General features: G+C 41.1%; 27 protein-coding genes and 1 pseudogene. 6 read left to right on the top strand and 22 right to left on the bottom strand.

Annotation, left to right across the window (positions count from 1 at the left end; translation table 11 throughout):
• Positions 1 to 34 precede the first annotated feature (34 nt).
• The 17 genes from ALFOR1_RS01225 to ALFOR1_RS01145 form a co-directional block, all read right to left on the bottom strand.
• Entirely contained in the window at positions 35 to 1,021 is a 987-nt protein-coding gene (locus ALFOR1_RS01225; RefSeq protein ID WP_058547891.1) for a DNA-directed RNA polymerase subunit alpha, read from the bottom strand.
• 24 nt (positions 1,022 to 1,045) lie between these two features.
• Positions 1,046 to 1,666, bottom strand: coding sequence for a 30S ribosomal protein S4 (gene rpsD, locus ALFOR1_RS01220; protein ID WP_002959461.1), 621 nt, complete (start codon positions 1,664 to 1,666; stop codon positions 1,046 to 1,048).
• Positions 1,667 to 1,687: 21 nt separating this feature from the next.
• Positions 1,688 to 2,074 carry a 30S ribosomal protein S11 gene (gene rpsK, locus ALFOR1_RS01215; protein WP_002959471.1) on the bottom strand — a complete coding sequence of 129 codons (387 nt, stop codon included), beginning with the start codon at positions 2,072 to 2,074 and terminating at the stop codon, positions 1,688 to 1,690.
• 12 nt (positions 2,075 to 2,086) lie between these two features.
• Positions 2,087 to 2,443 (bottom strand): 30S ribosomal protein S13, encoded by a 357-nt coding sequence (gene rpsM / locus ALFOR1_RS01210; protein WP_058547892.1) that lies wholly within the window; start codon positions 2,441 to 2,443, stop codon positions 2,087 to 2,089.
• A gap of 125 nt (positions 2,444 to 2,568) precedes the next feature.
• Entirely contained in the window at positions 2,569 to 2,682 is a 114-nt protein-coding gene (rpmJ, locus tag ALFOR1_RS01205) for a 50S ribosomal protein L36 (protein WP_002959476.1), read from the bottom strand.
• 22 nt (positions 2,683 to 2,704) lie between these two features.
• On the bottom strand, positions 2,705 to 4,033 hold the full coding sequence (gene secY, locus ALFOR1_RS01200) for a preprotein translocase subunit SecY (protein WP_104641804.1): 1,329 nt from the start codon (positions 4,031 to 4,033) through the stop codon (positions 2,705 to 2,707).
• A 10-nt stretch (positions 4,034 to 4,043) separates the two neighbouring features.
• Positions 4,044 to 4,478 (bottom strand): 50S ribosomal protein L15, encoded by a 435-nt coding sequence (rplO, locus tag ALFOR1_RS01195; protein WP_002959480.1) that lies wholly within the window; start codon positions 4,476 to 4,478, stop codon positions 4,044 to 4,046.
• 4 nt (positions 4,479 to 4,482) lie between these two features.
• Positions 4,483 to 4,665, bottom strand: a complete 183-nt coding sequence (gene rpmD / locus ALFOR1_RS01190) for a 50S ribosomal protein L30 (RefSeq protein WP_002959482.1) — start codon at positions 4,663 to 4,665, stop codon at positions 4,483 to 4,485.
• Positions 4,666 to 4,667: 2 nt separating this feature from the next.
• Complete coding sequence (gene rpsE, locus ALFOR1_RS01185) at positions 4,668 to 5,174, bottom strand: 30S ribosomal protein S5 (protein ID WP_002959485.1); 507 nt, start codon at positions 5,172 to 5,174, stop codon at positions 4,668 to 4,670.
• 9 nt (positions 5,175 to 5,183) lie between these two features.
• The gene (gene rplR, locus ALFOR1_RS01180; protein ID WP_058547894.1) at positions 5,184 to 5,534 is read right to left on the bottom strand and encodes a 50S ribosomal protein L18; all 351 of its coding nucleotides are present in this window, start codon (positions 5,532 to 5,534) and stop codon (positions 5,184 to 5,186) included.
• A gap of 9 nt (positions 5,535 to 5,543) precedes the next feature.
• Positions 5,544 to 6,077, bottom strand: coding sequence for a 50S ribosomal protein L6 (gene rplF, locus ALFOR1_RS01175; protein WP_008115390.1), 534 nt, complete (start codon positions 6,075 to 6,077; stop codon positions 5,544 to 5,546).
• A gap of 13 nt (positions 6,078 to 6,090) precedes the next feature.
• Positions 6,091 to 6,483, bottom strand: coding sequence for a 30S ribosomal protein S8 (gene rpsH / locus ALFOR1_RS01170; protein WP_058547895.1), 393 nt, complete (start codon positions 6,481 to 6,483; stop codon positions 6,091 to 6,093).
• Between the two features lie 21 nt (positions 6,484 to 6,504).
• Positions 6,505 to 6,810: a 30S ribosomal protein S14 gene (gene rpsN / locus ALFOR1_RS01165; protein ID WP_006794245.1), complete on the bottom strand. Its 306-nt coding sequence runs from the start codon at positions 6,808 to 6,810 to the stop codon at positions 6,505 to 6,507.
• A gap of 10 nt (positions 6,811 to 6,820) precedes the next feature.
• Entirely contained in the window at positions 6,821 to 7,360 is a 540-nt protein-coding gene (gene rplE, locus ALFOR1_RS01160) for a 50S ribosomal protein L5 (RefSeq protein ID WP_058547987.1), read from the bottom strand.
• Positions 7,361 to 7,376: 16 nt separating this feature from the next.
• Positions 7,377 to 7,691, bottom strand: coding sequence for a 50S ribosomal protein L24 (rplX, locus tag ALFOR1_RS01155; RefSeq protein ID WP_054206416.1), 315 nt, complete (start codon positions 7,689 to 7,691; stop codon positions 7,377 to 7,379).
• Between the two features lie 10 nt (positions 7,692 to 7,701).
• The gene (gene rplN, locus ALFOR1_RS01150; RefSeq protein WP_002959498.1) at positions 7,702 to 8,070 is read right to left on the bottom strand and encodes a 50S ribosomal protein L14; all 369 of its coding nucleotides are present in this window, start codon (positions 8,068 to 8,070) and stop codon (positions 7,702 to 7,704) included.
• Positions 8,071 to 8,340: 270 nt separating this feature from the next.
• Positions 8,341 to 10,311 carry an AsmA family protein gene (locus ALFOR1_RS01145; protein ID WP_104641803.1) on the bottom strand — a complete coding sequence of 657 codons (1,971 nt, stop codon included), beginning with the start codon at positions 10,309 to 10,311 and terminating at the stop codon, positions 8,341 to 8,343.
• Between the two features lie 230 nt (positions 10,312 to 10,541).
• Between ALFOR1_RS01145 and ALFOR1_RS01140 the strand changes: the two genes are divergently transcribed.
• From ALFOR1_RS01140 to ALFOR1_RS01125, 4 genes and pseudogenes are all read left to right on the top strand, one after another.
• Positions 10,542 to 10,961, top strand: coding sequence for a hypothetical protein (locus tag ALFOR1_RS01140; protein ID WP_104641802.1), 420 nt, complete (start codon positions 10,542 to 10,544; stop codon positions 10,959 to 10,961).
• Between the two features lie 8 nt (positions 10,962 to 10,969).
• Positions 10,970 to 11,170 (top strand): helix-turn-helix transcriptional regulator, encoded by a 201-nt coding sequence (locus ALFOR1_RS01135; RefSeq protein ID WP_104641801.1) that lies wholly within the window; start codon positions 10,970 to 10,972, stop codon positions 11,168 to 11,170.
• A 147-nt stretch (positions 11,171 to 11,317) separates the two neighbouring features.
• Complete coding sequence (locus ALFOR1_RS01130; protein ID WP_104641800.1) at positions 11,318 to 12,481, top strand: hypothetical protein; 1,164 nt, start codon at positions 11,318 to 11,320, stop codon at positions 12,479 to 12,481.
• 277 nt (positions 12,482 to 12,758) lie between these two features.
• Positions 12,759 to 13,446, top strand: a pseudogene (locus ALFOR1_RS01125) (TorF family putative porin).
• Between the two features lie 386 nt (positions 13,447 to 13,832).
• Here the strand turns inward: ALFOR1_RS01125 and ALFOR1_RS01120 are convergent.
• Both ALFOR1_RS01120 and ALFOR1_RS01115 read right to left on the bottom strand, forming a co-directional pair.
• Positions 13,833 to 17,411 (bottom strand): ABC transporter permease/M1 family aminopeptidase, encoded by a 3,579-nt coding sequence (locus tag ALFOR1_RS01120; protein ID WP_104641798.1) that lies wholly within the window; start codon positions 17,409 to 17,411, stop codon positions 13,833 to 13,835.
• Between the two features lie 9 nt (positions 17,412 to 17,420).
• Entirely contained in the window at positions 17,421 to 18,302 is an 882-nt protein-coding gene (locus ALFOR1_RS01115) for an ABC transporter ATP-binding protein (RefSeq protein ID WP_104643598.1), read from the bottom strand.
• Positions 18,303 to 18,486: 184 nt separating this feature from the next.
• Here ALFOR1_RS01115 and ALFOR1_RS01110 point away from each other — a divergent pair, with 184 nt between their 5' ends.
• Positions 18,487 to 19,164 (top strand): nitroreductase family protein, encoded by a 678-nt coding sequence (locus tag ALFOR1_RS01110; protein ID WP_104641797.1) that lies wholly within the window; start codon positions 18,487 to 18,489, stop codon positions 19,162 to 19,164.
• Here ALFOR1_RS01110 and ALFOR1_RS01105 read toward each other — a convergent pair.
• From ALFOR1_RS01105 to ALFOR1_RS01095, 3 genes are read right to left on the bottom strand one after another with little or no spacing between them, the layout of a single operon-like run.
• The gene (locus tag ALFOR1_RS01105) at positions 19,157 to 20,218 is read right to left on the bottom strand and encodes an efflux RND transporter periplasmic adaptor subunit (protein ID WP_104641796.1); all 1,062 of its coding nucleotides are present in this window, start codon (positions 20,216 to 20,218) and stop codon (positions 19,157 to 19,159) included. The genes ALFOR1_RS01110 and ALFOR1_RS01105 overlap by 8 nt on opposite strands.
• The gene (locus tag ALFOR1_RS01100; RefSeq protein ID WP_104641795.1) at positions 20,208 to 23,480 is read right to left on the bottom strand and encodes an efflux RND transporter permease subunit; all 3,273 of its coding nucleotides are present in this window, start codon (positions 23,478 to 23,480) and stop codon (positions 20,208 to 20,210) included. The genes ALFOR1_RS01105 and ALFOR1_RS01100 overlap by 11 nt, the downstream gene beginning before the upstream one ends.
• A 5-nt stretch (positions 23,481 to 23,485) precedes the next feature.
• Positions 23,486 to 23,788, bottom strand: a complete 303-nt coding sequence (locus ALFOR1_RS01095; protein ID WP_058547903.1) for an ArsR/SmtB family transcription factor — start codon at positions 23,786 to 23,788, stop codon at positions 23,486 to 23,488.
• Between the two features lie 273 nt (positions 23,789 to 24,061).
• Here ALFOR1_RS01095 and ALFOR1_RS01090 point away from each other — a divergent pair, with 273 nt between their 5' ends.
• Positions 24,062 to 24,406: a rhodanese-like domain-containing protein gene (locus ALFOR1_RS01090; RefSeq protein ID WP_058547904.1), complete on the top strand. Its 345-nt coding sequence runs from the start codon at positions 24,062 to 24,064 to the stop codon at positions 24,404 to 24,406.
• The last annotated feature ends 140 nt before the right edge of the window (positions 24,407 to 24,546 follow it).

The following is a 24,546-nucleotide window of genomic DNA, read 5'->3' as shown; positions in this document are numbered from 1 at the left end:
TATCCTTCTAACTAAACTAATATAGTGATTTAGATTATTCAGCTAGGCTTGCAGGCGGCCAATTTTCTAGGCGCATGCCTAGAGAAAGACCACGTGAAGCTAGCACGTCTTTTATTTCAGTTAGAGACTTCTTACCTAGATTAGGCGTTTTAAGAAGCTCAACTTCAGTGCGCTGAACTAAATCACCGATATATTGAATTTGCTCGGCTTTCAAACAGTTTGCTGAACGTACTGTTAGTTCAAGATCATCAACTGGACGAAGTAGAATAGGATCGAATTCTGGCTTCTCTTCTTTCTCTTCTGGCTCAGTTACATCACGTAAATCTACGAATGCATCTAATTGCTCAGCTAAGATAGTAGACGCACGGCGGATCGCTTCTTCAGGATCTAAAGTGCCGTTTGTTTCCATATCAATGATTAACTTGTCTAAGTCTGTACGTTGCTCAACACGGGCTGATTCAACCGAGTACGCAATACGTTCAACTGGGCTGAATGATGCATCAAGCAACAACCTACCAATTGGACGCTCATCGTCATCAGAGGATAAACGACTAGATGCCGGCACATAACCACGACCACGTTCAACACGAATACGCATGCTGATCTCGCTGTTATTTGTCGTTAAATGACAAATAACGTGATCTGGATTAGCAATTGTTACATCGCCATCGTGCTGAATATCAGCCGCAGTCACAGGGCCTACACCAGATTTAGTCAGGGTCAGAAAAACTTCATCTTTGCCTTCTAACGTTACTGCTAAACCTTTAAGGTTTAATAGTATTTCAATGATGTCTTCTTGTACGCCTTCTTTCGCGCTGTACTCATGCAATACACCGTCGATTTCAACTTCAGTTACTGCACATCCAGGCATAGATGATAACAGTATACGGCGTAAGGCATTACCCAGAGTATGACCGAAGCCACGCTCTAGTGGTTCTAAAACTACTTTAGAACGCGTTGGGTTGATAGCGTCGATGTCGACTAACCTTGGTTTTAGAAATTCTGTAACAGAACCCTGCATTTTATCCTCTCTTAACTCTTAACTTTACTTAGAGTAAAGTTCGACGATTAGTTGTTCATTAATGTCCGCAGACAGATCTGAACGCTCAGGTAGACGCTTAAAGCTGCCTTCCAATTTCTTACCGTCAACTTCAACCCAAGTCGGCTTTTCACGTTGCTCAGCCAACTCTAGAGCAGCGATGATACGTGCTTGTGTTTTAGACTTCTCACGGATTACTACAGTATCTTCTGGAGTAATTACGTATGAAGGAATATTCACAACACGACCATTAACTAGAATCGCTTTGTGGCTTACTAACTGACGTGCTTCTGCACGTGTGCTAGCAAAACCCATGCGATATACAACATTGTCTAAACGTTGCTCTAAAAGCTGTAACAAGTTTTCACCTGTATTACCTTTAAGGCGAGCAGCTTCTTTGTAGTAGTTACGGAATTGCTTTTCTAATACACCGTAGATACGACGTACTTTTTGCTTTTCACGTAATTGTAAACCGTAATCAGATAAGCGACCTTTACGAGCGCCGTGCTGACCAGGTGCAGTCTCAAGTTTACACTTAGAGTCGATAGCTCTTACGCCGCTCTTAAGGAACAGGTCAGTACCTTCACGACGACTCAGCTTGAGCTTAGGGCCCAAATATCTTGCCATGTTATTTCTCCTAACCTATTGTTAAACGCGACGTTTCTTCGGTGGACGACAACCATTATGTGGTATTGGCGTCACGTCAGTAATGTTGGTAATACGGTAACCAGCAGCATTCAAAGCACGTACAGCAGATTCACGACCTGGACCTGGACCTTTAATGAAAACTTCTAGATTTTTTAAACCGTATTCTTGAGCAGCAGTACCTGCACGCTCTGCAGCAACCTGAGCAGCAAATGGTGTAGATTTACGTGAACCACGGAAACCTGAACCACCGGCAGTAGCCCATGATAGTGCATTACCTTGACGGTCGGTAATCGTTACAATAGTGTTGTTGAAAGACGCATGAACATGAGCCATACCATCAGCAACTTGCTTTTTAACCTTTTTACGACGAATTGGTGTCTTAGCCATAATACTATCCCCTTATCGCTTAATAGGCTTACGAGGACCCTTACGGGTACGCGCGTTAGTCTTTGTTCTTTGACCACGAAGTGGTAAAGAGCGACGGTGACGTAGGCCACGGAAACAACCAAGGTCCATAAGGCGCTTGATATTTAGAGTAACTTCACGACGAAGATCACCTTCTACAGTGTACTTGCCAACTGCATCACGCAGTACGTCAAGAATTTCGTCTGAAAGTTCACCGATTTTTGTGGTTTCGGCGATACCAGTCGCTTCTAAGATAGCCTTAGAGCGAGTCTTACCTATGCCATAAATAGCTGTTAAACCAATAACTGCATGTTTATGATCAGGGACGTTAATGCCAGCGATACGGGCCACTAACACATCTCCTATATTTGAATTTGGTAATCATAAGTTTGAAAAGCCCGTAAGGATACTCAAACGAAGACCAAATCACAACTAAAAACACAGGCCGAGAAACCTCAGCCTGCACGACTGTTTACTTAGCCTTGCCTTTGCTTATGCTTAGGCTCACTGCAAATTACGCGTACTACACCAGCACGTTTAATAACTTTACAGTTACGGCATATTTTCTTAACGGAAGCACGTACTTTCATTGCTCAACTCCGTAAACTGACCTTATCGACCGTAGCCTTTAAGGTTCGCTTTTTTCAGCACAGAATCATACTGATGAGACATCAGGTGAGTCTGTACTTGTGCCATAAAGTCCATGATTACTACAACGATAATCAAAATTGATGTACCGCCGAAATAGAATGGCGTTTGCCATGCCATAGTCATGAATTCGGGCACCAGACAGATAAAGGTTATATACAAAGCACCTGCCAATGTCAGGCGTGTCATCACTTTATCAATGTATTTAGATGTCTGCTCACCTGGACGAATACCTGGGATAAATGCGCCAGATTTCTTCAGGTTATCTGCTGTTTCACGCGGGTTAAAAACCAACGCTGTATAGAAAAAGCAGAAGAAGATTATAGCCGCAGCTAGTACAAGTGAATACAACGGCTGACCTGGGGTCAACGTAGTTGCAACTGCTTGTAACACATCAGCGACCGGACCTTCACCCTGGCCGAACCAGCTGGCAATAGTACCAGGGAACAGAATTATACTGCTAGCGAAGATTGGTGGAATAACACCCGCCATGTTTACTTTTAGTGGTAAATGCGTGCTTTGAGCAGCAAATACTTGACGACCTTGTTGGCGTTTAGCGTAGTTAACAACGATACGACGTTGCCCACGTTCGAAAAACACTACAAGATAAGTAACAGCGAATACTATAACCGCAACCATCAACAGTACAAAAACATTCAAATCACCTTGGCGCGCCATTTCGGCTGTCGAACCAATAGCAGACGGCAGGTTAGCTACAATACCAACAAATATTAAAACTGAGATACCGTTACCGATACCGCGTTCTGTTATTTGTTCGCCCAACCACATAAGGAACATAGTACCAGTCACTAAACTCACCACTGCGGTGAAATAGAAACCCATACCAGGGTCAACAACTAACCCGTCCATCATGCCCGGTAAGCTAGTAGCAATACCGATTGATTGGATAGTAGCAAGCACAAGCGTGCCGTAGCGTGTGTACTGGCTAATTTTTTTACGCCCTTGCTCACCTTCTTTCTTAAGCTCTATAAACGGAGGATACATATGCGTTAATAGTTGCGTAATAATCGAAGCCGAGATATACGGCATAATACCCAGTGCTAACACTGAAGCTCGCTCAAGCGCACCACCGCTAAACATGTTGAACATCTCAACAATGGTGCCCTTTTGTTGCTCGAAGAAATCGGCAAGTACAGCGGCGTCAATCCCAGGGATTGGCACAAATGAACCTAGACGGTAAATAATGATAGCACCTAAAACGAAAAGTAATCGACGCTTCAATTCCGAAAGTCCACTTTGTGCACTTTGTGTATCTTGACCTGGTTTAGCCATTAGTACTTCCTTAGTCTTCTACCTTGCCTCCGGCAGCTTCAATAGCTTCGCGAGCACCTTTAGAGGCTTTAAGGCCTTTAACGGTAACAGCGCGTGAAACTTCGCCAGATTTAACAACTTTAACGAACAGAACGTTCTTTTTAACTAGACCAGCTGCTTGTAACGCGCTTAGGTCTACCACATCGCCTTCAACTTTAGCGATTTCAAAAAGGTTTATTTCTGCAGATACTAAAGATTTGCGAGAAGTGAAACCAAATTTAGGTAGACGACGTTGCATAGGCATTTGACCGCCCTCAAAACCAACGCGTACTTTACCGCCAGAACGTGATTTTTGACCTTTGTGACCACGGCCACCAGTCTTACCAAGACCAGAACCGATACCACGACCAACACGTTTTGGAGCAGTTTTAGAACCTGCAGCAGGTGAAAGTGTATTCAAATGCATCGAATTAACCCTCTACCTTAACCATGTAAGAAACCTTGTTTATCATACCACGCACACATGCTGTGTCTTCTAACTCAACAGTGTGATTGATACGACGTAAACCAAGACCGCGTAATGTAGCTTTATGTTTCGGTAAACGACCGATAGAGCTTTTTACTTGTGTTACTTTTACAGTTTGATTTGCCATGGTTACCCCAGAATTTCGTCTACACGTAAGCCACGTTTTGCAGCGATTGACTGTGGAGAATTCATATTCTCAAGAGCCGAAATCGTTGCACGTACTACGTTGATTGGGTTAGTAGAACCGTAACATTTAGAAAGTACGTTCTGCACACCAGTAACTTCTAGTACTGCACGCATAGCACCACCTGCGATGATACCAGTACCTTCAGATGCTGGTTTCATGAACACTAGTGAGCCAGCATGACGTCCCTTAACAGGATGCTGTAATGTGTTGCCATTTAGGTCTACGTTGATCATGTTACGACGTGCTTTTTCCATTGCTTTTTGAATAGCAGCTGGAACTTCACGTGCTTTACCATAACCGAAACCTACTTTACCTGCGCCATCACCAACTACAGTTAGTGCAGTAAAGCTAAAGATACGACCACCTTTAACTACTTTAGACACACGGTTCACCGCGATTAGCTTTTCAGCTAGATCAGGCTGTTGTTGCTTTGCTTCTACGTTAGCCATAGTCTACTCCTAGAATTGCAAACCGGCTTCACGCGCAGCATCAGCTAGCGCCTTCACACGGCCGTGATATTTAAAGCCACTGCGATCAAAAGCAATCTTTTCGATGCCTTTGTCAGCCGCACGTTCAGCAACCGCTTTGCCAACTGCTTGCGCAGCTTCAACGTTACCGGTGCCTTTAACTGTTTCGCTAATAGCTTTCTCAACAGTAGAAGCAGCAGCCAGTACATTACCCTCAGCAGTAACTACTTGAGCATAAATGTGACGTGGCGTGCGGTGGATAACAAGACGCGTTGTGCCTTGTTCAATATAATTTCTACGAGTGCGTTTAGCACGACGTAGACGAGCTGTTTTTTTATCCATCGTCTTACCTTACTTCTTCTTAGCCTCTTTACGGCGTACATTCTCATCTGAATAACGAACACCTTTACCTTTATAAGGCTCAGGTTTACGGTATGCACGAATGTTAGCAGCTGTTTGACCAACTAACTGCTTATCTACGCCCTTAACTAGAACTTCTGTTTGGCTTGGAGTTTCAATCGTAATTCCTTCTGGAACTGCGAAATTAACTGGGTGCGAGAAACCAAGTGTTAAGTCTAAAACTTTACCCTTAGCTGCTGCACGGTAACCAACGCCTACTAACTGAAGTTTCTTCTCGTAACCTTCATGCGTACCAACAACCATGTTGTTGATTAGAGCGCGAGCAGTACCTGCTTGAGCCCATGCATTAGCTACGCCTTCACGAGGTAAAGTTGTAATAACGTTGTCGTTAACTTGTACTTCAACAGCGTTGTTGATAGTACGAGTAAGTTCACCGTTTTTGCCTTTAACTGTGATTTCCTGGCCTTTTAATGTAACTTCTACACCGGCAGGAACATTAATTGGTGCCTTTGCTATGCGAGACATAGTTCCCCTCCGATTAAGCTACAAAACCAATGATTTCACCACCAACACCAGCACTGCGTGCTGCGCGGTCTGTCATTAGGCCTTTAGAAGTTGATACGATAGCGATACCAAGACCACCCATTACCTTAGGTAATTGGTCACGTTTCTTATAGATACGTAGACCAGGGCGACTTACACGCTGGATATTTTCAATTACAGCTTTGCCTTCGAAGTACTTTAACTCGATTGAAAGCTCAGGTTTCGCTTCGCTGTTAACAGCGTAATCTGCGATGTAACCTTCGTCTTTTAGTACTTTAGCTAATGCTACTTTCAGCTTTGAAGTTGGCATCGTTACAGATACTTTCTTCGCTGATTGACCATTACGGATACGTGTAAACAAATCCGCGATAGGATCTTGCAAGCTCATAGTCTTACTCCCATGATTCTATTACCAGCTAGCCTTTTTAAGGCCAGGAATTTCACCGCGCATAGCTGCTTCGCGAACTTTAATACGGCTCATGCCGAATTTGCGAAGGAAACCATGTGGGCGGCCCGTAATGTTACAACGATTACGTTGACGTGCAGGGCTAGAATCACGAGGTAAAGCTTGTAGCTTAAGTACCGCGTCCCAACGATCATCTTCAGATGTATTAACATCACTGATGATAGCTTTTAGTGCCGCACGCTTTTCAGCATACTGAGCAACTAGTTTTGTGCGCTTTGCTTCGCGCGCTTTCATAGAATTCTTTGCCATAACCCTACCCTTATTTCTTAAATGGGAAGTTAAACGCTTCTAACAACGCACGGCCTTCCTCATCAGATTTCGCAGAAGTAGTGATAGTAATATCCATACCGCGTACACGGTCTACTTTATCGTAATCGATTTCTGGGAAGATGATTTGTTCACGTACGCCCATGCTGTAGTTACCACGTCCATCAAAAGACTTAGCACTTACGCCACGGAAGTCACGAATACGTGGGATAGCGATTGATACCAAACGCTCAAAAAAGTCCCACATACGCTCGCCGCGTAGGGTTACTTTACAACCAATTGGGTAACCTTCACGCACTTTGAAGCCAGCAACAGATTTGCGTGCTTTAGTGATTAGAGGTTTCTGACCAGAGATTGCTGCTAGATCCGCTACTGCGTTATCTAAAATCTTCTTGTCAGCTAGGGCTTCGCCCACGCCCATATTCAATGTGATCTTTTCGATCTGAGGGACTTGCATGACAGAGCTGAAACCAAACTTCTCTTGAAGTTCAGAAACTACTTTGTCTTTATATACTTCATGCAGTTTCGCCATCATTCTACTCCAACTATTAGATAGTTTTACCAGTAGATTTAAAGATACGTAATTTCTTACCATCTTCAATCTTGAAACCTACACGATCCGCTTTACCCGTTTCCGAGTTGAAGATCGCAACGTTTGATGCGTCCATTGACGCTTCTTTCTCAACAATGCCGCCAGCTTGGTTCAATTGTGGAACCGGCTTTTGGTGTTTCTTGATCAAGTTTATGCCTTCGACAAAGATTCGACCAGATTCAGTAACAACTGAAAGCACTTTTCCGCGCTTACCTTTGTCTTTACCTGCTAGTACGATTACTTCGTCATCACGACGTATTTTTGCTGCCATGATTGGCTCCTTACAGTACTTCTGGGGCTAGTGAAACGATTTTCATGAACTTATCATTACGAAGTTCACGAGTCACAGGGCCGAAAATACGTGTACCAATTGGCTGCAAGTTATCATTTAAGATAACAGCCGCGTTGCTGTCGAAACGGATCAGAGAACCATCTGGACGGCGAACACCTTTTCTGGTACGCACAACTACCGCGTTTTTAACATCACCTTTCTTCACTTTACCGCGAGGAATAGCTTCTTTTACAGAAACTTTAATGATGTCGCCAATCGCTGCGTAGCGACGGTGTGAACCACCAAGGACTTTTATACACTGCACTTTGCGAGCGCCGCTGTTATCAGCAACTTCCAGCTGAGTTTGCATTTGGATCATGTTAATGACCTCCGGTGTAGTAATTACAACGTGTCTAAAATTTGTTTAAAAATCAGACATTTCGATTAAATCCCATTCAAAAACAAACGAGTTGTCTCTTAAGGGCGGGCAATTGTACCAGCATTGAGGGGGTAACGATAGGTTATTTTTTAATTAATTTAATCTAGATGGGAATTAAAATTGAGTAATTACGGCTATGTAGCTATTTTACAGGTGGTTACAAAACAAACAAGGCGCTAAAGCGCCTTGTTTGTTTATTATTTACGTTTTTTAACCGAACAAACCTTTTAGTTTATCTTTTACCTTATCTTTAGCTTTCTCTTTTGCCTTTTCTTTGGCGTCATCTAGCTTTTGCTTTGCTTCATCTTTAAGCGCATTACTCACGTCTAATTTAATACCCACATCGTGGAATGGGCCTTTTATACGTAGAGGTATTTTAAAGCCAGTACTATCATCAGTAGTACCTTGCCCTTCAATAGAATCAACAATCCCTGTAACTAAGCGGTAATCTACATTTGTTTTTGGTAAATCTACGTCGCCTTCACCAGAAATACGAATTAATGGGCTAATTAGTGAAAGGTCAGTATTGTTCCCCACACCATTAGTGAAATTAAAGCTACCTGTAAGCGCTGAGAAATCAGTTTGTTCTGATTCTTCAAAACCGGTATCTAACCCTTCGCTTACTGTACTTAAATTACCCGATATAAGCTCTTTTCCCTTACGTACCATTTCAGCTATGTTTGCGCCTTTTACAGCCCCATCAGCAAATTCAAAGCCTAACTTACCATTCAATGCAGTAATAAATGATTTTTGGCTTTGCCCTGTGGTCGTCAAATTCCAATTTAATGAACCTTTGCCCATTAACTTATCGAATCCTGCTGCATCAGTTAATAATGGCTGTGCATCTATGCCTGACAAATCAAAATTAGTGGTTATTTTATAAGGTGTATTTTGCGCATTAATATTAATAACCCCTTTACCAGTGCCCTCATATGCAGAAAAGCTATCAAGGCTTAATTTAGCCACACTATTTTTGAGAGCCACTGTAAATTGGTTTGCCCCAAGCTCAATATCGTTAGCTTTTAAACCGCTTGAACGAATAACTACATTAGCATCAAGTGCATTTAATGCGCTCAAATCAATGTTAGTATCGTCCCACACAATTGGTTGAGCAGCAGTAGATTCTTCACTTACAGGTTCTTGCTGTTTTGCTACGGCTTCTGGTAGGTAAGGGTTTAAATCGAGCATGCCTAAGTCAATATCAGCGTTAACGGCCAATCGGCTTCCTAAATTAAGCTCACTCTTACCTTTTATTTCTAGCTCATCTAATGTAGCGATTAACTGTTCAAGATTAAAAGTTTCACCTGCAAGATGCATTTTACCGTTTACACTAAAGGCATTAAACGCGTTTTCTTTGGCGTTTAAGTCTACCCCTTGCCAAGTTGCTAAGTCTTTAACAGAGTTACCACTGAGCGCTAATTCGCCTTTTATATCTTTGCCCTGCTGAGCAATATCCCCATTGAAAGTTAAATCAACTAAGCGTGAGTCAAGACTTTGCGTAACATTGAATGTAGAGCCTTCGATCGCTTTAGCCGGTGTATCTAATGTTATATCAAGCTCAAAACGCTCTTGCATATAAGTAATACCACCTTTTACTTCTAATGTTTTGCGAAGAGAAGGAAGTAAAATAGCTAACTCTAAATCACTAATCTGCTGCTTAGCACCGGTTTGTCCATCTAAGTATGTAAATGTACCGCCGTAAATAGCCACTTCACCTAGCTCAATATCAAAGTTATCAGGTAGCTTAATTGCTTCTCCTGATTCGGTTTGCGCTTGAGGTTGCTCTGCTACAGCATCAAATAGTTGCCAGTTAGCTTTACCGTTTTTATCGGTTTCTAATAAAATATTGGGTTCATTGATTACAAATTTATCAAGCTTAAACTCACCGCCAAATAATGAAAACCAAGGTATATGAACTGCCAACTGCTCCATACTTGCCATATCTTCACGCGAGCCGGTTTCCATATTGGCAAAATGCACGTCGTTAAGCTCTAATTTTAATGAAGGAAATACGCTAAGCGTTTTATCACCATTTATAGTAAGCGTGCGCCCTGTTGTTTTTTCAACCTGCTCAGACACCTTGTTAAAAATAGTATCAGTAGGGATCAAAAATGGAGCTGCAACAATTAATGCAATACAAAGTAGAAGTATTACACCAACAATTTTAAGTAAGGTTTTCATGATCATCCTTTCAAACGTGCAAATAATGTTCTTATCATAGCGAGTGTTAGCCCTAAAATCATTGTAGTTATGATAAAAAAGCATTTTATTGAATATTACACCCTTCCCCTGAATCACTCCTGAAACATTTTGATACCTTTAGGTTACAAAAAATATTGACCCGATGAAACCTTAGGGTTACATTGATACCTAGAGGTTACACAACAATAAATTTAAAAAGGAAATGAATTATGTCCAACTACGCTATTAAAAGTGAAGAAAAATTTATGGGCCAGAATGCATGGTTTTCATTGTTCATGGAGTTCACCTTATTAATCATCAGTGTTTACCCAATACTTAATCAAACATCAACTCCCCTATTACTTTTAGGAACAATTGCTTTTTTAGGCTCGTTTTTTATGTTTGTGATTAGGGGCGGGTTTACCTGGAAAATGAAATACCACCTTACTTATAAGGATGAATATTTAAACACCATAGATACTATTGCTTATAAACATGTTGTGCTCGGATTACTTTTTAGTTTGGGTGGCGTGTATTTATTCTCTGATGATTTGGCTTTAAGTGTATCCCACAGCATGATGGCCACTTTTTACCTTGCTGTAATGAGTTTAATATACGGCGCATCAATTCTTTGGCAAAGCAAAGGTTAGGATTACAAGTGAAAAATCATATTGCTAAATACCGCAAAGAAGCACGCCTCTCACAACAAGAATTGGCAGATCTAATTACAGTTTCACGTAAAACGATAAGTACAGTAGAAACAAATAGGTTTACGCCGTCGGTAATTATTGCGCTTAAAATAGCCAGGCAGTTTAATACTTCTGTTGAGAGCTTATTTGAAATTGAAGAGCATGATTAACCCTTAAGCAATTATGGTGCTTATTGTAAAGCATCATGATTGCATACATTAATTTGTTATGTATGATGCACGCCCCTGTTGCTATTGGTGTATTTACGCTAAAATGAAGCAGCTAAAAAATGTATCTAATCGGAGAGTCTTCAAAGCATGAAAAAACTGCTAATTTCACCGTCAAAAATGGCGCTAGGCGAGCAAGAAAGTCAAATTTACCAAAATATTTTGAAGCAAGCTTCAGAACTCAGCCTAAACCTAATGGCCGTGAAAGTAGAAAGCCACCCGGAAGATTTTTTAGGTTGGTGCTACGAATTACTGAGCGCAAGTAAAGATCGTATTAATTACGACTTACTTGAAACGTCACAGCTCCCCGTTTTAAAAAAGTTACATGACCAACTCATATCAGCAATTAGCTTTTTACAGGTAAAAACTTTACGTGTTGCGCCTTGGCCAGTAGTTAGTATGTTTGTAGAGCAACATAAAGAGCTTATTGCTCTTGAAGAACAGCTACGTTTAACAAACTATATAAGCAGTATTCGCCAGCAATCACTAAAAGAAATGATCCCTGAAGATTTACTTACCTTTAGCGGTAAGCATACATCTGCCTTAGACCCAAGTACGTATAACTTTGATGTTGAATGGTTCGCCTCAACTAAAAGCGCGAAGGGTTTTCATCAGATGCTAGCAGACTTACCTGGTGCATTTGATGATGCGTTAAGTCACATTCCTCTCGAAGGTGATGTAGAGCAAAATAACTACCAACAATTTGTTGTAGGTTACTTAAGTGCATTTAATGCCACTGATGAAAAGCCAACATTAGCGCCAGCTACTCGCTTGTTAGCTATGCGTCGCCCTGATGTATTTACCCCAATTAGTAATAGCCGACTTGATGCCCTATGTGGTGCACTCGGTATTACTAAATTAAATAATCGTGATTTTGAGCGCTACTGGCAAGATATTGTGCAAAGCATACACGCTATGTCGTGGTTTAAAATGGCGAGTGGTTCAAATGAATTAGAAACACAACTTGTGGGTATTAAAGCACTACTACCCTGCTTTTTTTACTACGCAGATAAAAGCACAGCCGATAGCTCTAACTACATAAAGTTACTGAGCAAGCCTAAGCGAAGCACATCAACTACTGGAAAGACGCAGCGTAGAGGCAAAGAATCTGCAGAGATTTTAGTAGATCGCGCCCTTGCCGCCGATGATATCCCTGAACATATTCGCACTAAGCGTGATTCAATTATTAGCGAAGTTCAAAAAGGTCGCGGCGTAAACGAAACAATTAGCCTTATGCGCACTATATTTGGCTAAAAACTTCTAACCTAACTGTATTTATCTGGTGCAGTTAGGTTAAATTATGCACCAGCAGTGTGCGCAACACCTTCCTACTCATAATACTTTGCTTTAATAGAGAACCTTTAAGTATCTGTTTTATCTCAACAAAAAACCATTTTTAATATAATTTTATTGAGCTGGCACATACAGTGCAATTATACCGTTAGTTAAACAATAAAAAGCCGTCAGCCAAAGGGTTGCGAATACATAATAAAAACCTTGGCGAGCACAAATCATATAACGGGAAATGGACATGTTAAAACTAAAAAAAACCATCGCTATTAGCGCAATAGCATTAATGGGTGCAACATCTTTAACGTCAACAGCTGTAAATGCTGAAGTAACAGCAAACGCAGCGGCAACGTCTAATTATTTATGGCGTGGACAAGAGCAAACTGGGGGGAGATGCTGCTGTTTCTGGTGGTATTGATTACGCAGATGAGTCTGGCTTTTATGCAGGTACTTGGGTATCAAATGCTTCATGGGCCGACGAAATGACTTATGAGCTAGACCTATACGCTGGCTTTGGTGGTGATATTAACGACACTTTTAGCTACGATGTAGGTTACATTTACTACGCATACCCAGATGCGGCTTCTGAGGCAGATGCTGATTTCTCTGAAATTTACGGTAGCATTAGTGTAGAAGGTTTTACCTTTGGCGCAGCAATACTTGCCACTTCAGCGGCTGATGGTGATGGTACTGACTTTGGTGATTCACTTTACTTAACTGCTGATTACGGTTTTGCTGTTGGCAGCAATGGTACAGAAATGGCTCTTCACTTAGGTCATTACTCTGGTGACTTTATTGGCGACGATAATATTATTGATTACGGCGTATCAATTTCAAAAGATGGCTTTACCTTTGGTGTATCTGATACCGACATGGATGAGTCAGATGTTAAAGTATACGTAGCATACGCAGTAGACTTTACGCTATAAAAAGAATGTGTTACTTGCTGCAACACGAAGGGCCTTTTGGCCCTTTTCTCGTTTTAGGGCAGCCTAAATACCCATAACGTCCTCTAAGGTTAGCAACTAATACGCTCGAGCATACACCTCGGCTAATCAATCACTATCTCCCTGCTTTTAAAGCATTTACCCGTAACGCCAGCTCGCTTGATTGACGAATCTATTTTGGGTAAGAGAAACGTGCCTAAACTAGACGAAAATTCGCTATTTAGTTGTTCTAAACCAGAGGTTTTAACGCAGCTAACTGCCACGTTTAGCCCTGTAGTGATTAAGTATTATTGGGGGTTAGTGTTATACACATTAGCTAAAACAAAAAAGGCCGCACTAAATGCGGCCTTTAAGTTAGTAGCTAATCGTTAAAACTTAGCTAGGTTGTTTTTACTGTCTTTATCTACAAGCTTAATGTACGGGTCTACCCCTGCGTACACTGGCTTTTCTTTTACTTTTAGCTCAATAGTATTAGTACCAGACACTATTTGATGCTTTTGCGAGTAAATAACAAAGTCTTCAGCGAGTAGGTTTTCAGGGTCATCGCTAAATAATGCAATATCAATTAACTCATCGAGCGGCTGCTCGGTTTCTTCACCTTGTCCATCGGCATGCTGCTTAGTTGCTTCAACGCTCAGTGTTACGGTGTAAAAACCTTCGCTATCAACATCATCTGTAACCGACACTGCTTTCATTTCAAGCTCATAAAGCGTTATATATTTAAACTGATCATCAATAAAACTTTGCTCCGCTTGCGTTGCGTCTTGTTTTAAATAGCTAAGTAAATCAAGCGTAGTTGGGTATGGCGTTGATTGGTATTTAAACTCATTCAAAAACGCTTTAAGTGCGGCATTTAAGCGCTCTTCACCTAATCGGTCATACAAAGCCATCATCGTAACTGAGCCTTTATTGTAATGAAGATATTGTTGCGACTGCGTTTTATACAGCGGCATTTCTTCAAAGGCTTCGCCTGTGCGGCCCATTAAGTATCTATCTAACTCGTACTTTAAGAATTTACGAAGCTTCTCGGCGCCAAAGCGTTTTTTTAGCACCATAAGCGCACTGTATTGGGAGAGCGATTCAGAAATAACGGCGCTGCCTTCTACATTAGCCCCAGATACTTGATGCCCCCACCATTGGTGTGCAACTTCATGTGCGGTTACATAGTAAGGTAGGTCAACTTTACTCTCATCTCTTAAGTCTGTAATAAAGCCCATGCTTTCTGAGTAAGGTACCGTATTGGCAAAACTTTGCGCAAACGAGCGATACTTAGGAAATTCAATAATACGTAACTGCTTATGCTGATATGGCCCAAAGGCTTGCGTGTAGTAATCTATTGAGTCTTGTACCGACTCAATCATACGGTCAACATTCCATGCATGATCTTTGTGGTAGTACACCTCAATATTTACACCGTTATGTTCAACCTTTTTGCTTTCAAGCTCCGCCGAAAGAACAGAATAAAAGTTTATAATAGGGGAATCCATTTCATAAACAAAAGTACGTCGTCCGTCTTTTACACTCTCACTTTTTAAGTAACCAGGTGTAATAGCAAACTGCGACTCATCGGTGGTTACCGTTGCCTTGTAGTTTATAAATCCATTAGCAGGCCCAAACTCATTTTGCGTATAATAGCGGCTGTCTTCTAGTTTATGTGCACGTTCAAGTTCGGGTAAGTCGTGCTTACGGCGCTCATACTTATCCGCAATTTGAAAATACTTTTGATAACCAAAATTTGGGAATAATTCTCTATTATTTACAAATGTACCGTTATGCACGAGTTGAGTATCAGATCCTCTATCAACAAAACCGTCGTGTTCACGAGTAACAGAAAGCTCACCTTCGCGTACTTCATTCGGCATTAGCGGTTGTTCAAACTCAAACCATACCATGCCAAAATCGGTCAGACGCTCAACTATTTTTCCGCCCGCCATTTTTACATCCCAGCTTTTAGATTGGCTAGGCTCGATAATTAACACACGGGTTATTGGCTCGTTTGCGGTATTGGTAAACTTAATTTTAGCCACAGCGTTTAAAGCACGCTTTTTAGGGTAAATATCAATGTGTAAATCAACATCAGTTATTATAGGCAGTGGTAAGTCTTTGTATTGTGAGAACTCTTGCTCATACCTTACTTGTAGCGCTTCGTTATCATCACTTGTTACAAACTCATTGATTACACGGGTGTTGTAATAAATGTTATAACCCGCGCCCACAAATACCAATAAACTTATAACGGCTGCAACCTGGCCTTTTAAAGACATGTTGTAACGCACTAAAGATAAACGCGTACGCAATGTTTGCGATGGACCACGGTGCCATAAAGCAAACCCTACAATAGCTAAAAACACACTCAATGCACCCCAATATAGGGTATACCAATGCGCGCCTTGTAAAAAATGCCCGTAACCGTTTATGTCTGAATACGGTACGCTGCTGCTTTGTGAAAAATGATACATATGATGCTCAAACCCGTAAGCACCCATTACCATTTGAGCAATGTAATACAGAATAAACAAACCCATACCTATGTATTTATTAGGGCTAATTATTTGTAAAAAGAACGCCAATATAGCCATCATAATTAAAGGCAGTAATGTAAGGTAACCCAACCTAAATAAGTACTGGCCAAGCTCTAGGTTAAATTGCCCCTTAAATAGTTGCACTGCAATGGTAAACATCATGCCTACTAAATAAAGACCACAAACCGCAGTGATTAACGCGATAATTTTAGATACCCAAAACACACTGTTATGCACCGGGTAGCTGTCAACAATATCGCCCATACCACTGTGGCGCTCTCGCCAAACCAACTCTGCGCTGTAATAAGCAATAATGATAAACATAAACAAAGCGGAGGAATTTTGAATAATACCCACCATGTTTTGTGTGAGCGGCCAATCCGTTGTGCCATATGAGCCAATAGGCGCAAAAAGTGGTGCGAGTAACATAGTAATACTGACACCCGCTAAAATCATAAAAGGGGCACTTAATATAACTTGCTTAAGTTCAAATAAGCTGCGCATTACTAATTGCGATTTTGTATTTACCCCTTTTGACTTGTAATTTTTAGCGCTGCTAATAAGTGCTGCTTGTTTATTTTTTACAAACGTAGAGACACCAAATTGCTTTTTCTGTTTTTTAGTGACTACGCGATTACCTAACTTTCCGAGGCCAAAAAACATCGCTAAACTTATTGCTACCCATAAAATACGGTTAATTAAAAAATCGCCCGTAAGCGTTAACACTTCAGTATTTTTATCACTTACAGTCCAGTAACGGGTTAAGTCAATTAACGACCCTGTGCCAAATGGGTCGGCGTAAACAACAATATTTCTAAACGCTAAATCGTCAAAATAGATACTCGCCAATTGGTAGGTTATATAAACCACCACGGCCGTTACATATACCGCCATCATGGTTTTAAAGTAAACCGCCACACTATTAAAAATAGCACTGAGCACCAATAAGCTTGGCACTGCTAAATATAAAAAAGGCGCTGCGTAATATATAAACTTATTAGGGCCTACTAGCTCACTATCAAGCCAGCCAACCAACAAACCAAATTGAGTTCCCAAAAACACGCCTAATGGCACAGTTAAAAAAACAACGAGCACAACCAAGTAAGCACCAAAAAAACGTCCTGATTGATAAGTAAGCGGGTTAACGGGCTTACTAAACACCAGCTCATCCATTTTGGTCTCGCTGTTGCGAATCGCTGAGCTTGCAACAAAGTTAACCACTAAAAACATAGCAAGCGTACAAAAGGTAACCGTTAAAAGCATAATGGTATAAGGCGAGTTCATATGAACATTAGCCCCACCTAGCGGAAACTTACTACTGGAGCTTATAAAAAACGCCATAAAAAAGAAGATTAATGAGGTCACATAAAACGAAGGCTGACGCACAAAATAGCGCAGCTCAAACGCGAGCATATTAAAAAACATAGCGCCCCCTTATACTACTTGGCTGTTACGATGATTAAGCAATGTAGAAAAATACACATCTTCTAGGTTTGCACTGCTGAGTTCAAAACCTTCAGGGGCTTCATTGGCTAATACATGTAATATGGTTTGCCCAGCAAATAAGCGTTTTGAAATAACAGGCAGTTGCGGTTCAAGCTCTAGCGCTTCTTCTTGGCTCATGGCTTTGCGCCAAATTTGTCCTTGGAGTTTATCGGTAAGGGCAATTGGGTTGCCCTCTAATAGTATTTTTCCGCCTGCCAGTACGGCCATGTTTGGGCAAAGCTCTGCTACGTCTTCAACTATGTGGGTCGATAATATAACGACTTTTTGCTCGCCTAAGCTTACTAACAAGTTATGAAAGCGATTTCGCTCTTCAGGGTCTAACCCAGCAGTTGGCTCATCAACGATTAGTAAATCAGGGTCGCCAAGTAAGGCTTGTGCAATACCAAAACGCTGGCGCATACCGCCCGAAAAGCCACTTACGGCTTTTGAGCGATGTTGATATAAATTAGTATGTGCAAGCAAGCCTTCCACCGACTCTTTACGCTCGCCTTTGTTATGAATGCCCTTCAAAACAGCCATGTGGTCCAGCAAGTCGTAAGCACTAACGCGAGGGTATACACCAAAATCTTGCGGTAGATAACCTAAACGTTGACGCAGAGCCTGTGGGTCTTTAAAAACATCAATACCATCAAAAGTAATTGAACCCGAATCGGCAGATTGCAACGTGGAAATAGTGCGCATTAGTGATGATTTACCCGCGCCATTTGGGCCAAGCAACCCAAACATCCCTTTTCCTATTGATAAATCAACACCTTGTAGTGCATGTACGCCATTATCGTAGGTTTTAGATAACCCTGTTATTGATAGCATTTTTACTTCCTTGAATTCTAATAGTTTTTTTATTGCGTTTTTATACCACATAAAAAAAAGGAACATAAGTTACCGCTTGGTTAATTTTGTAACAATAAATAAACAAGACAAGTAAAAATACTTGCCTAGCATTTATTCAGTCGGTATAAAAACCATACACACACTTTATAAGAAGCGTAAAGCCATGCAAAAACATCAAAGCCAACCACTAAACGACTTTATCGAATACCCTCACGATGAAATGCTAAAGCGTGCAAATGAGTTTTTACAAACTAGTCAGCGCCGCCATAGTATTCGCAGCTTTAGCGACCGTCCAGTACCTAAAAATATAATTGAAGCATGTATTAAGGCAGCTGGTACTGCGCCAAGTGGGGCCAATCACCAACCGTGGCATTTTGTGGCTATTAACAGTAGCGATGTAAAAAAACAAATAAGAGAGGCCGCCGAAAAACTAGAGCGTTCTTTTTACGAAGGCAGAGCAGGAGAAGAGTGGCTTGATGCGCTAAAACCGTTAGGCACCGATGCTAGTAAACCTTATTTAGAATACGCGCCTTGGCTTATTGCAGTGTTTAGTCAAAAAAAGGGCGGCGTAAACACCGATGATAAAAACACCAATTATTATGTGCATGAGTCTGTTGGCTTAGCTACCGGCTTTTTAATTCAAGCCTTGCATCGTTCGGGCTTAGCTACCCTTACTCATACTCCAAAACCAATGAGCTTTTTAACCGATATATGTAAGCGCGACAAAGACAACGAACGCCCTTACATGTTACTTATTGCAGGCTACCCAAGCGATGATGCCACAGTACCTGCCCATGCACTTGATAAAAAATCGCTTAATGAAATTGCGACCTTTATTTAGGGTCGTATTCAATAGCAAGCTTATCGCCGGGGTTGAGTCCTGCGATAATATGCTGCCGCCCGTCTATAATGTCTCCTAAACGTATAAAGCGCCTTTGAATATTTTGGTTTTCTATAACGTACACCATATTTAACTCACCAAAATTATGCACTGCCTCTTCAGGCACTAATATACCTTGGTGCTTATTCAATAGTAAAACTAGCTGCGCATATAAACCAGGGATCAAACCTAACTGTGAATCAAAATCGAGCCTAACCAATAAGCTTCGTGCAGCTTTATCGGCCACGGGAATTATTTCACTTACTATCGCTTGGCTTTGAATATTTAAAGAAGGGAAAAAAACGGATAACTCATCCCCAGTTTTAAGCTTTACAGCTTGTCGCTCTCGTATGTTAAATTCTACTTGTAACTGAAGTGGGTTATAAAGTGCCATAAGTGCAGTACCTGGGGTTACAGTATCACCGGGCTCTGCTAATCGCTCTACCACTACACCAGCAATAGGCGCAGTAATTGACGTAAAGTTTAGTGCTATTTTAGCTTGCTCTTGCTGCTGCTTAGCTACAGCTAAATTAGCTGTTAAGGTATCAAATTTGGCTTGTGCATCATCGAGCTCACTTACCGACACCAACTTTTTATCACTCAATTCTTTTACGCGCGCAAGCTGGTTCTTTGCCTGAGTAAGAGAGGCTTGAATTGCACTGATTTGCGCCTTACTTTGTGTAACCTTTGCTTTAAAGTCATCTTGTTGCAGCGTAATAAGCACATCCCCCTTTGATACTCTGTTGCCGGCGCGTACGTTAAACTTTTCTATTTGCGCCATAACCCGTGAGGAAATTTGCGTATTTTGCTTTGCAATTACACTACCAGGTACACGCTCTACTAGCTGTATAGGTTCAAGTGCTACTGTTATTTGTTTACCACTATAGCTTTGCGCTTCAATATTTTTTAAACCCGCTGTTTGCTTTTGTGTAAAGCTTCCTGCCATATATAACACTGCAATAATGATCACAAATAAGGCAAACACTAAACCTAAAATTTTTGATTTACCCTGCATGAGTATTTTCCTCTGTATTTGCAAACACTAAATAGTAAACAAGGGGAACTACAAATAACGAAAATAATGTAGATGCCACAATGCCAAAAATAATAGCTATTGCTAGCCCACTAAAAACTGGATCGAGGGTAATCACTAAATTACCTAATAAAGTTGTGCCTGCAGTTAAAAGGACTGGGCGCATTCGGTGTGTGCCAGCCGCTATAAGCGCCTCTTTAATTACCATACCCTGTACGCGTGCTTGGTTTATAAACTCGACTAAAATAAGTGAATTACGAACCACAATACCAGCCAGCGCTATCATGCCTATCATCGCAGTGGCGGTAAATAAAACCGGCTCTGGGGCTTGTGCAATAGTGCGCTCACCAAACTGATTTAATAACCAAAACCCTGGCATAATACCAATTACCGTTAGTGGAATAGCCGACATTATAATTAACGATAAACTCACCGATTTCGTTTGTACGCGCAAAATAATAAAAATTGCGCTCAGTGCGAACGCAAATGCAATGCCCATATCTCTAAATACATCAATGGTTATACGCCACTCACCTTCGCCACTAAAGGTAACATTTGTACCCTGTGGTAATTGCCAAACAGCGGTCCCTCCGTTATTTAAAAAGTGCCTATTAGGCCAATCGTTTTGCAAAAATGATTCTTGGTTTGCATTAAAGTCTGAATTTACATCGGCAATAACAGCGGCAGGAGTACGACCATTTAACTCTGCAAAAACGTAAATCACATCTCGTTGATCTTTTCTAACAATAGGCTTAGCAACCTCTAAATTGCTAAACTCACCCACTTCCGAGAGTGATACTAAAGGCCGCGCCGCACTTGTTAAGCCAAACTCACTACTGCTTTTAACTACATCCCTATCACCTCTAATTTGTAGAGCTAATAATTGTGAAAACTGATTTTTTTGCTGGTATGGAAGCTGTAAGTTAATAGCAACTGGCTTGGTTTCGCCGCTTACATACATAACACCTACTTCCATACCCTGCGATGCAATTTGTAAGCTTTGTACAATGTCTTGGGTTGATATTGCCGATAACGCAGCTTTACCTTTATCTGTAATAAATCGTTTTAGAGGTGCGCTTTGAGCTATTGAGGTATCTACTTCAACAACATGTGGCTCTTGCTGAAGTCGTTTAGCTACTTGCTGTGCGGCTAAAGTGTGCGTATTTGCATCAATAAATGGGTCTTTATAAACCTCGGCAACTAGAGTGCTTAATACTGGCGGGCCAGGAGGAACTTCAACCACTTTTATGTTTATACCATTAGCGGCTATAGGGCTTAGTTGTTTACGTAATCGCATAACTACACCATGCGACTGCTGCTCGCGATCAGCTTTATCAAGTAGTAATACTCTAAGCTCTGCTAAGTTGCTAGCGTCTCTTCGGTAATAGCCTCGAACCATTGCGTTAAAGTCCATACTTGAAGGTTTACCTATGTAGGCAGCTATTTCGTCAACCTCATTCAGCTGCCATGTAAGTGCTTGCACTTGTTGAGTAAATGCAGCTGTTTGCTCTAGACTTGTGCCCTCTGGCATGTCTATTAATACTTGAACTTCATTTTTGTTGTCAAAGGGTAAAAGCTTAAGTGGGACTAAGCGTAATACAGGTAATAATGCACTAATAATAAAGAGCAATAGCGTGATCCAGAGTACCCACTTAGCACGGGTTTTAGTATGTAATAAGGGCGTGAGTACACGTTTATAAATACTTACTTTATCTGCTGTTAAAGGCTTGCCGCTGTTTGGCTTTAAGAGTTTAATTGCAAGCCAAGGGGTGACTAAAAATGCCACCAAAGTAGACACCATTACACTTATTGGCACATTAAACGCCATCGGTGCCATGTACGACCCCATCATTCCACTTATAAAAGCTAAAGGTATAAAAGCAAACATAATAGTCAGCGTAGACATTAATAACGGTGTACGAATTTCGCTGATTGCCGCCACAATATTGCTTTTTTTATCACCTTTTTTATTTATAAAGCGGCTCATGTTATCGATGCCAGTAATAGGGTCATCAACTAGCAAACCAAGAGATAAAATAAGTGCAAATAAGGTCACGCGGTTAATGCTATAGCCAAATACATAATCAAGCGAAAGCGTAATCCCATAACAAATAGGTACCGCAAGGCCCACTACAATAGCCGCACGCCAGCCTAAAAATACACCTACAAATAATACAACTGTAAATACCGCAAATACTAAGCTAGAGGTTAAGTTATTTACCTTTTCGTTAGCTGTTTTTCCGTAATCTCTTAATACCGTGTAATCAATTTCATTTGGTAATAAAGTACTTTTAAGTTGCGCCATTGCGCTATGTACATTATCAGCAACTGTAACAGCGTTAGCACCCTCTTGTTTGGCCACACTCATTGTTACCATAGGTAAACTTTGATGTTTATTTGATTGGGCTAACCATTGATAATTAGTAGGCTCAGTGGGGCCATCAATTACGTTTGCTATATCACTTATGTATACACTTTTACCATTAACAACATTAACGATAAGCTGTTCAATGGCTGTTTTATTTCTAAGTACATCACCCGCTTGCAGCATTATTTGTTGTTGCCCATCAATAACACTACCTACTTGCGCCAACTGATTAGAGGCTTGCAATGCAAAGTAGACGTCGCTTAATGTAGTTTGGTGCGCCGCTAATGCAGCTGCGTTTAGGTTTATAGTTAAAGCCCGTTCGCGCCCAGCTATTACTTTAACCTCACTAGTGCTAGGTATACGCTGGAGGTTATTTGCTATCTCATTAGCAAAACGTGTGAGTTCATAGTCGCTATAAAGTTTTGGATCTTTACTGTACAGCCCAAGCATAATAATAGGCACATCATTCACTTCCACCGGGCGCACTTGCCAACTACTTATAATAGGGGCCATTGTATGTTCATAGCTATAAAGCTTTGCATATGTATCGAGTATGGCTTGCTCTCGGCTATGGCCAACTTTAAAACGAAGTGTTACTACTGCACCATTAGTTTGAGTAGTAGAGTAAATATGTTTAACGCCTCGCAATTGCGCTAGTAACTTTTCAAGCGGTTCGGTAGCTGAGCGTGCCACTTCGGGGGCTTCTACATTTGGGGTAGATAAGTAAATATCGAGCATGGGCACCACAATTTGTGGCTCTTCTTCACGGGCTGTTTGCTTAAGTGCAAATAACCCGAGTACAACCGATAACACAAAAATAATGATCGGCAAACGGCCACTCAAACTACTTTTTACTGCGTTATCAATTATGCTCACAAGTATTAATCCTTACAAAACAAGCCATATAACATGCCGAGTAATTGCACCGCATTATCGTCAATAACCCGGTAATAAATGGTTTGGCTTTCGCGGCGAGTAGCCACTATTTTAGCTTTCCTAAGTGCAGCTAAATGTTGAGAAAGTGCCGATTGTGCCAAGGGTACAGCCTCGTTTAGTTGCGATACGCTCATTTCTGTATCTTGCAATGAACATAAAATCATTAAGCGATTTTTATTAGCCAAAATTTTTAATAGCTGTTCGGCTTGCGCTACATTGCCAGCCATTGCCGTAAAGTCGATGTTCATAACATGCTCTTATTATAAGAAGTGAATAAAGTATAAATATATATATTAGAAATGTCTAATATTAGAATTTACTAATGTAATAAAAAACAATATAGTAATTAAAAGTCAACACGAGCGGCTACAGTTAATTTGGCTATCTGAATACTTATACCTTTAGTGACGAACGAAATATGCCTAACTATTTTTACTACACTAAAGTATATGTAATCAGCCTCTAGCTATAGGCGCTCAATGATCAAACTACTACGCAATTTGGCGTTAAGGAACGAACACATGCTTACCTCAATCCCTGATTTATTAAAAGTTATCACGCCTAACCAGCGCCGCATTGATGCAGCTCAAGCAAAGCAAGAGCTTGAGCAAAATAAAGGGCTGCTTATTGATGTGCGCGAACCTGCTGAGCATGCCAATGTAGCTGCGGTTGGGGCAATTAATATTCCTCGCGGATTACTTGAAATGAAGCTAATGGAAATAGAAAAAGACGCAGCCCGCCCTATTTACTTGCATTGTGCCAGCGGTGCGCGCGCCACATTAAGCGCAGAAGCACTAACTCGCGTTGGCTACGAAAACGTAACGGTTATTACTTGTAATGTAGAAAAAGTGCATGAGGTCTTTTAAGTTAAAATTAGCTAGGCGGTCAGTCATGATCGCCGCAACTTTGTTTACACAGCGATTTACTTAAAAGCATCTAACAATCGCCATTACTCTTTTCATCCCCCTATATATAATATTTTTAGTCCGCTTCAAAAAATGTCGAA

It is taken from the genome of Pseudoalteromonas carrageenovora IAM 12662, assembly GCF_900239935.1.
GTDB classification, from domain to species: Bacteria; Pseudomonadota; Gammaproteobacteria; order Enterobacterales; family Alteromonadaceae; genus Pseudoalteromonas; species Pseudoalteromonas carrageenovora.
Note: the sequence above shows the minus strand (reverse complement) of the source record. Positions and strands in the feature narration are given on the sequence as shown.

Bases quoted from the DNA above. Each gene is read 5' to 3' on its own strand.
- rpsH (WP_058547895.1), bottom strand. From the start codon at position 6,483: ATGAGCTTGCAAGATCCTATCGCGGATTTGTTTACACGTATCCGTAAT.
- rplF (WP_008115390.1), bottom strand. From the start codon at position 6,077: ATGTCTCGCATAGCAAAGGCACCAATTAATGTTCCTGCCGGTGTAGAA.
- secY (WP_104641804.1), bottom strand. From the start codon at position 4,033: ATGGCTAAACCAGGTCAAGATACACAAAGTGCACAAAGTGGACTTTCG.
- ALFOR1_RS01145 (WP_104641803.1), bottom strand. From the start codon at position 10,311: ATGAAAACCTTACTTAAAATTGTTGGTGTAATACTTCTACTTTGTATT.
- rplX (WP_054206416.1), bottom strand. From the start codon at position 7,691: ATGGCAGCAAAAATACGTCGTGATGACGAAGTAATCGTACTAGCAGGT.
- rpsE (WP_002959485.1), bottom strand. From the start codon at position 5,174: ATGGCTAACGTAGAAGCAAAGCAACAACAGCCTGATCTAGCTGAAAAG.
- rpsK (WP_002959471.1), bottom strand. From the start codon at position 2,074: ATGGCTAAGACACCAATTCGTCGTAAAAAGGTTAAAAAGCAAGTTGCT.
- ALFOR1_RS01105 (WP_104641796.1), bottom strand. From the start codon at position 20,218: ATGCAGGGTAAATCAAAAATTTTAGGTTTAGTGTTTGCCTTATTTGTG.
- rplN (WP_002959498.1), bottom strand. From the start codon at position 8,070: ATGATCCAAATGCAAACTCAGCTGGAAGTTGCTGATAACAGCGGCGCT.
- rpmD (WP_002959482.1), bottom strand. From the start codon at position 4,665: ATGGCAAATCAAACTGTAAAAGTAACACAAGTAAAAAGCTCTATCGGT.
- rpsN (WP_006794245.1), bottom strand. From the start codon at position 6,810: ATGGCAAAGAATTCTATGAAAGCGCGCGAAGCAAAGCGCACAAAACTA.
- ALFOR1_RS01130 (WP_104641800.1), top strand. From the start codon at position 11,318: ATGAAAAAACTGCTAATTTCACCGTCAAAAATGGCGCTAGGCGAGCAA.
- rplR (WP_058547894.1), bottom strand. From the start codon at position 5,534: ATGGATAAAAAAACAGCTCGTCTACGTCGTGCTAAACGCACTCGTAGA.
- rplE (WP_058547987.1), bottom strand. From the start codon at position 7,360: ATGGCGAAACTGCATGAAGTATATAAAGACAAAGTAGTTTCTGAACTT.
- ALFOR1_RS01110 (WP_104641797.1), top strand. From the start codon at position 18,487: ATGCAAAAACATCAAAGCCAACCACTAAACGACTTTATCGAATACCCT.
- ALFOR1_RS01225 (WP_058547891.1), bottom strand. From the start codon at position 1,021: ATGCAGGGTTCTGTTACAGAATTTCTAAAACCAAGGTTAGTCGACATC.
- ALFOR1_RS01120 (WP_104641798.1), bottom strand. From the start codon at position 17,411: ATGTTTTTTAATATGCTCGCGTTTGAGCTGCGCTATTTTGTGCGTCAG.
- rpmJ (WP_002959476.1), bottom strand. From the start codon at position 2,682: ATGAAAGTACGTGCTTCCGTTAAGAAAATATGCCGTAACTGTAAAGTT.
- ALFOR1_RS01115 (WP_104643598.1), bottom strand. From the start codon at position 18,302: ATGCTATCAATAACAGGGTTATCTAAAACCTACGATAATGGCGTACAT.
- rplO (WP_002959480.1), bottom strand. From the start codon at position 4,478: ATGCATTTGAATACACTTTCACCTGCTGCAGGTTCTAAAACTGCTCCA.
- ALFOR1_RS01095 (WP_058547903.1), bottom strand. From the start codon at position 23,788: ATGAACATCGACTTTACGGCAATGGCTGGCAATGTAGCGCAAGCCGAA.
- ALFOR1_RS01140 (WP_104641802.1), top strand. From the start codon at position 10,542: ATGTCCAACTACGCTATTAAAAGTGAAGAAAAATTTATGGGCCAGAAT.
- rpsD (WP_002959461.1), bottom strand. From the start codon at position 1,666: ATGGCAAGATATTTGGGCCCTAAGCTCAAGCTGAGTCGTCGTGAAGGT.
- ALFOR1_RS01090 (WP_058547904.1), top strand. From the start codon at position 24,062: ATGCTTACCTCAATCCCTGATTTATTAAAAGTTATCACGCCTAACCAG.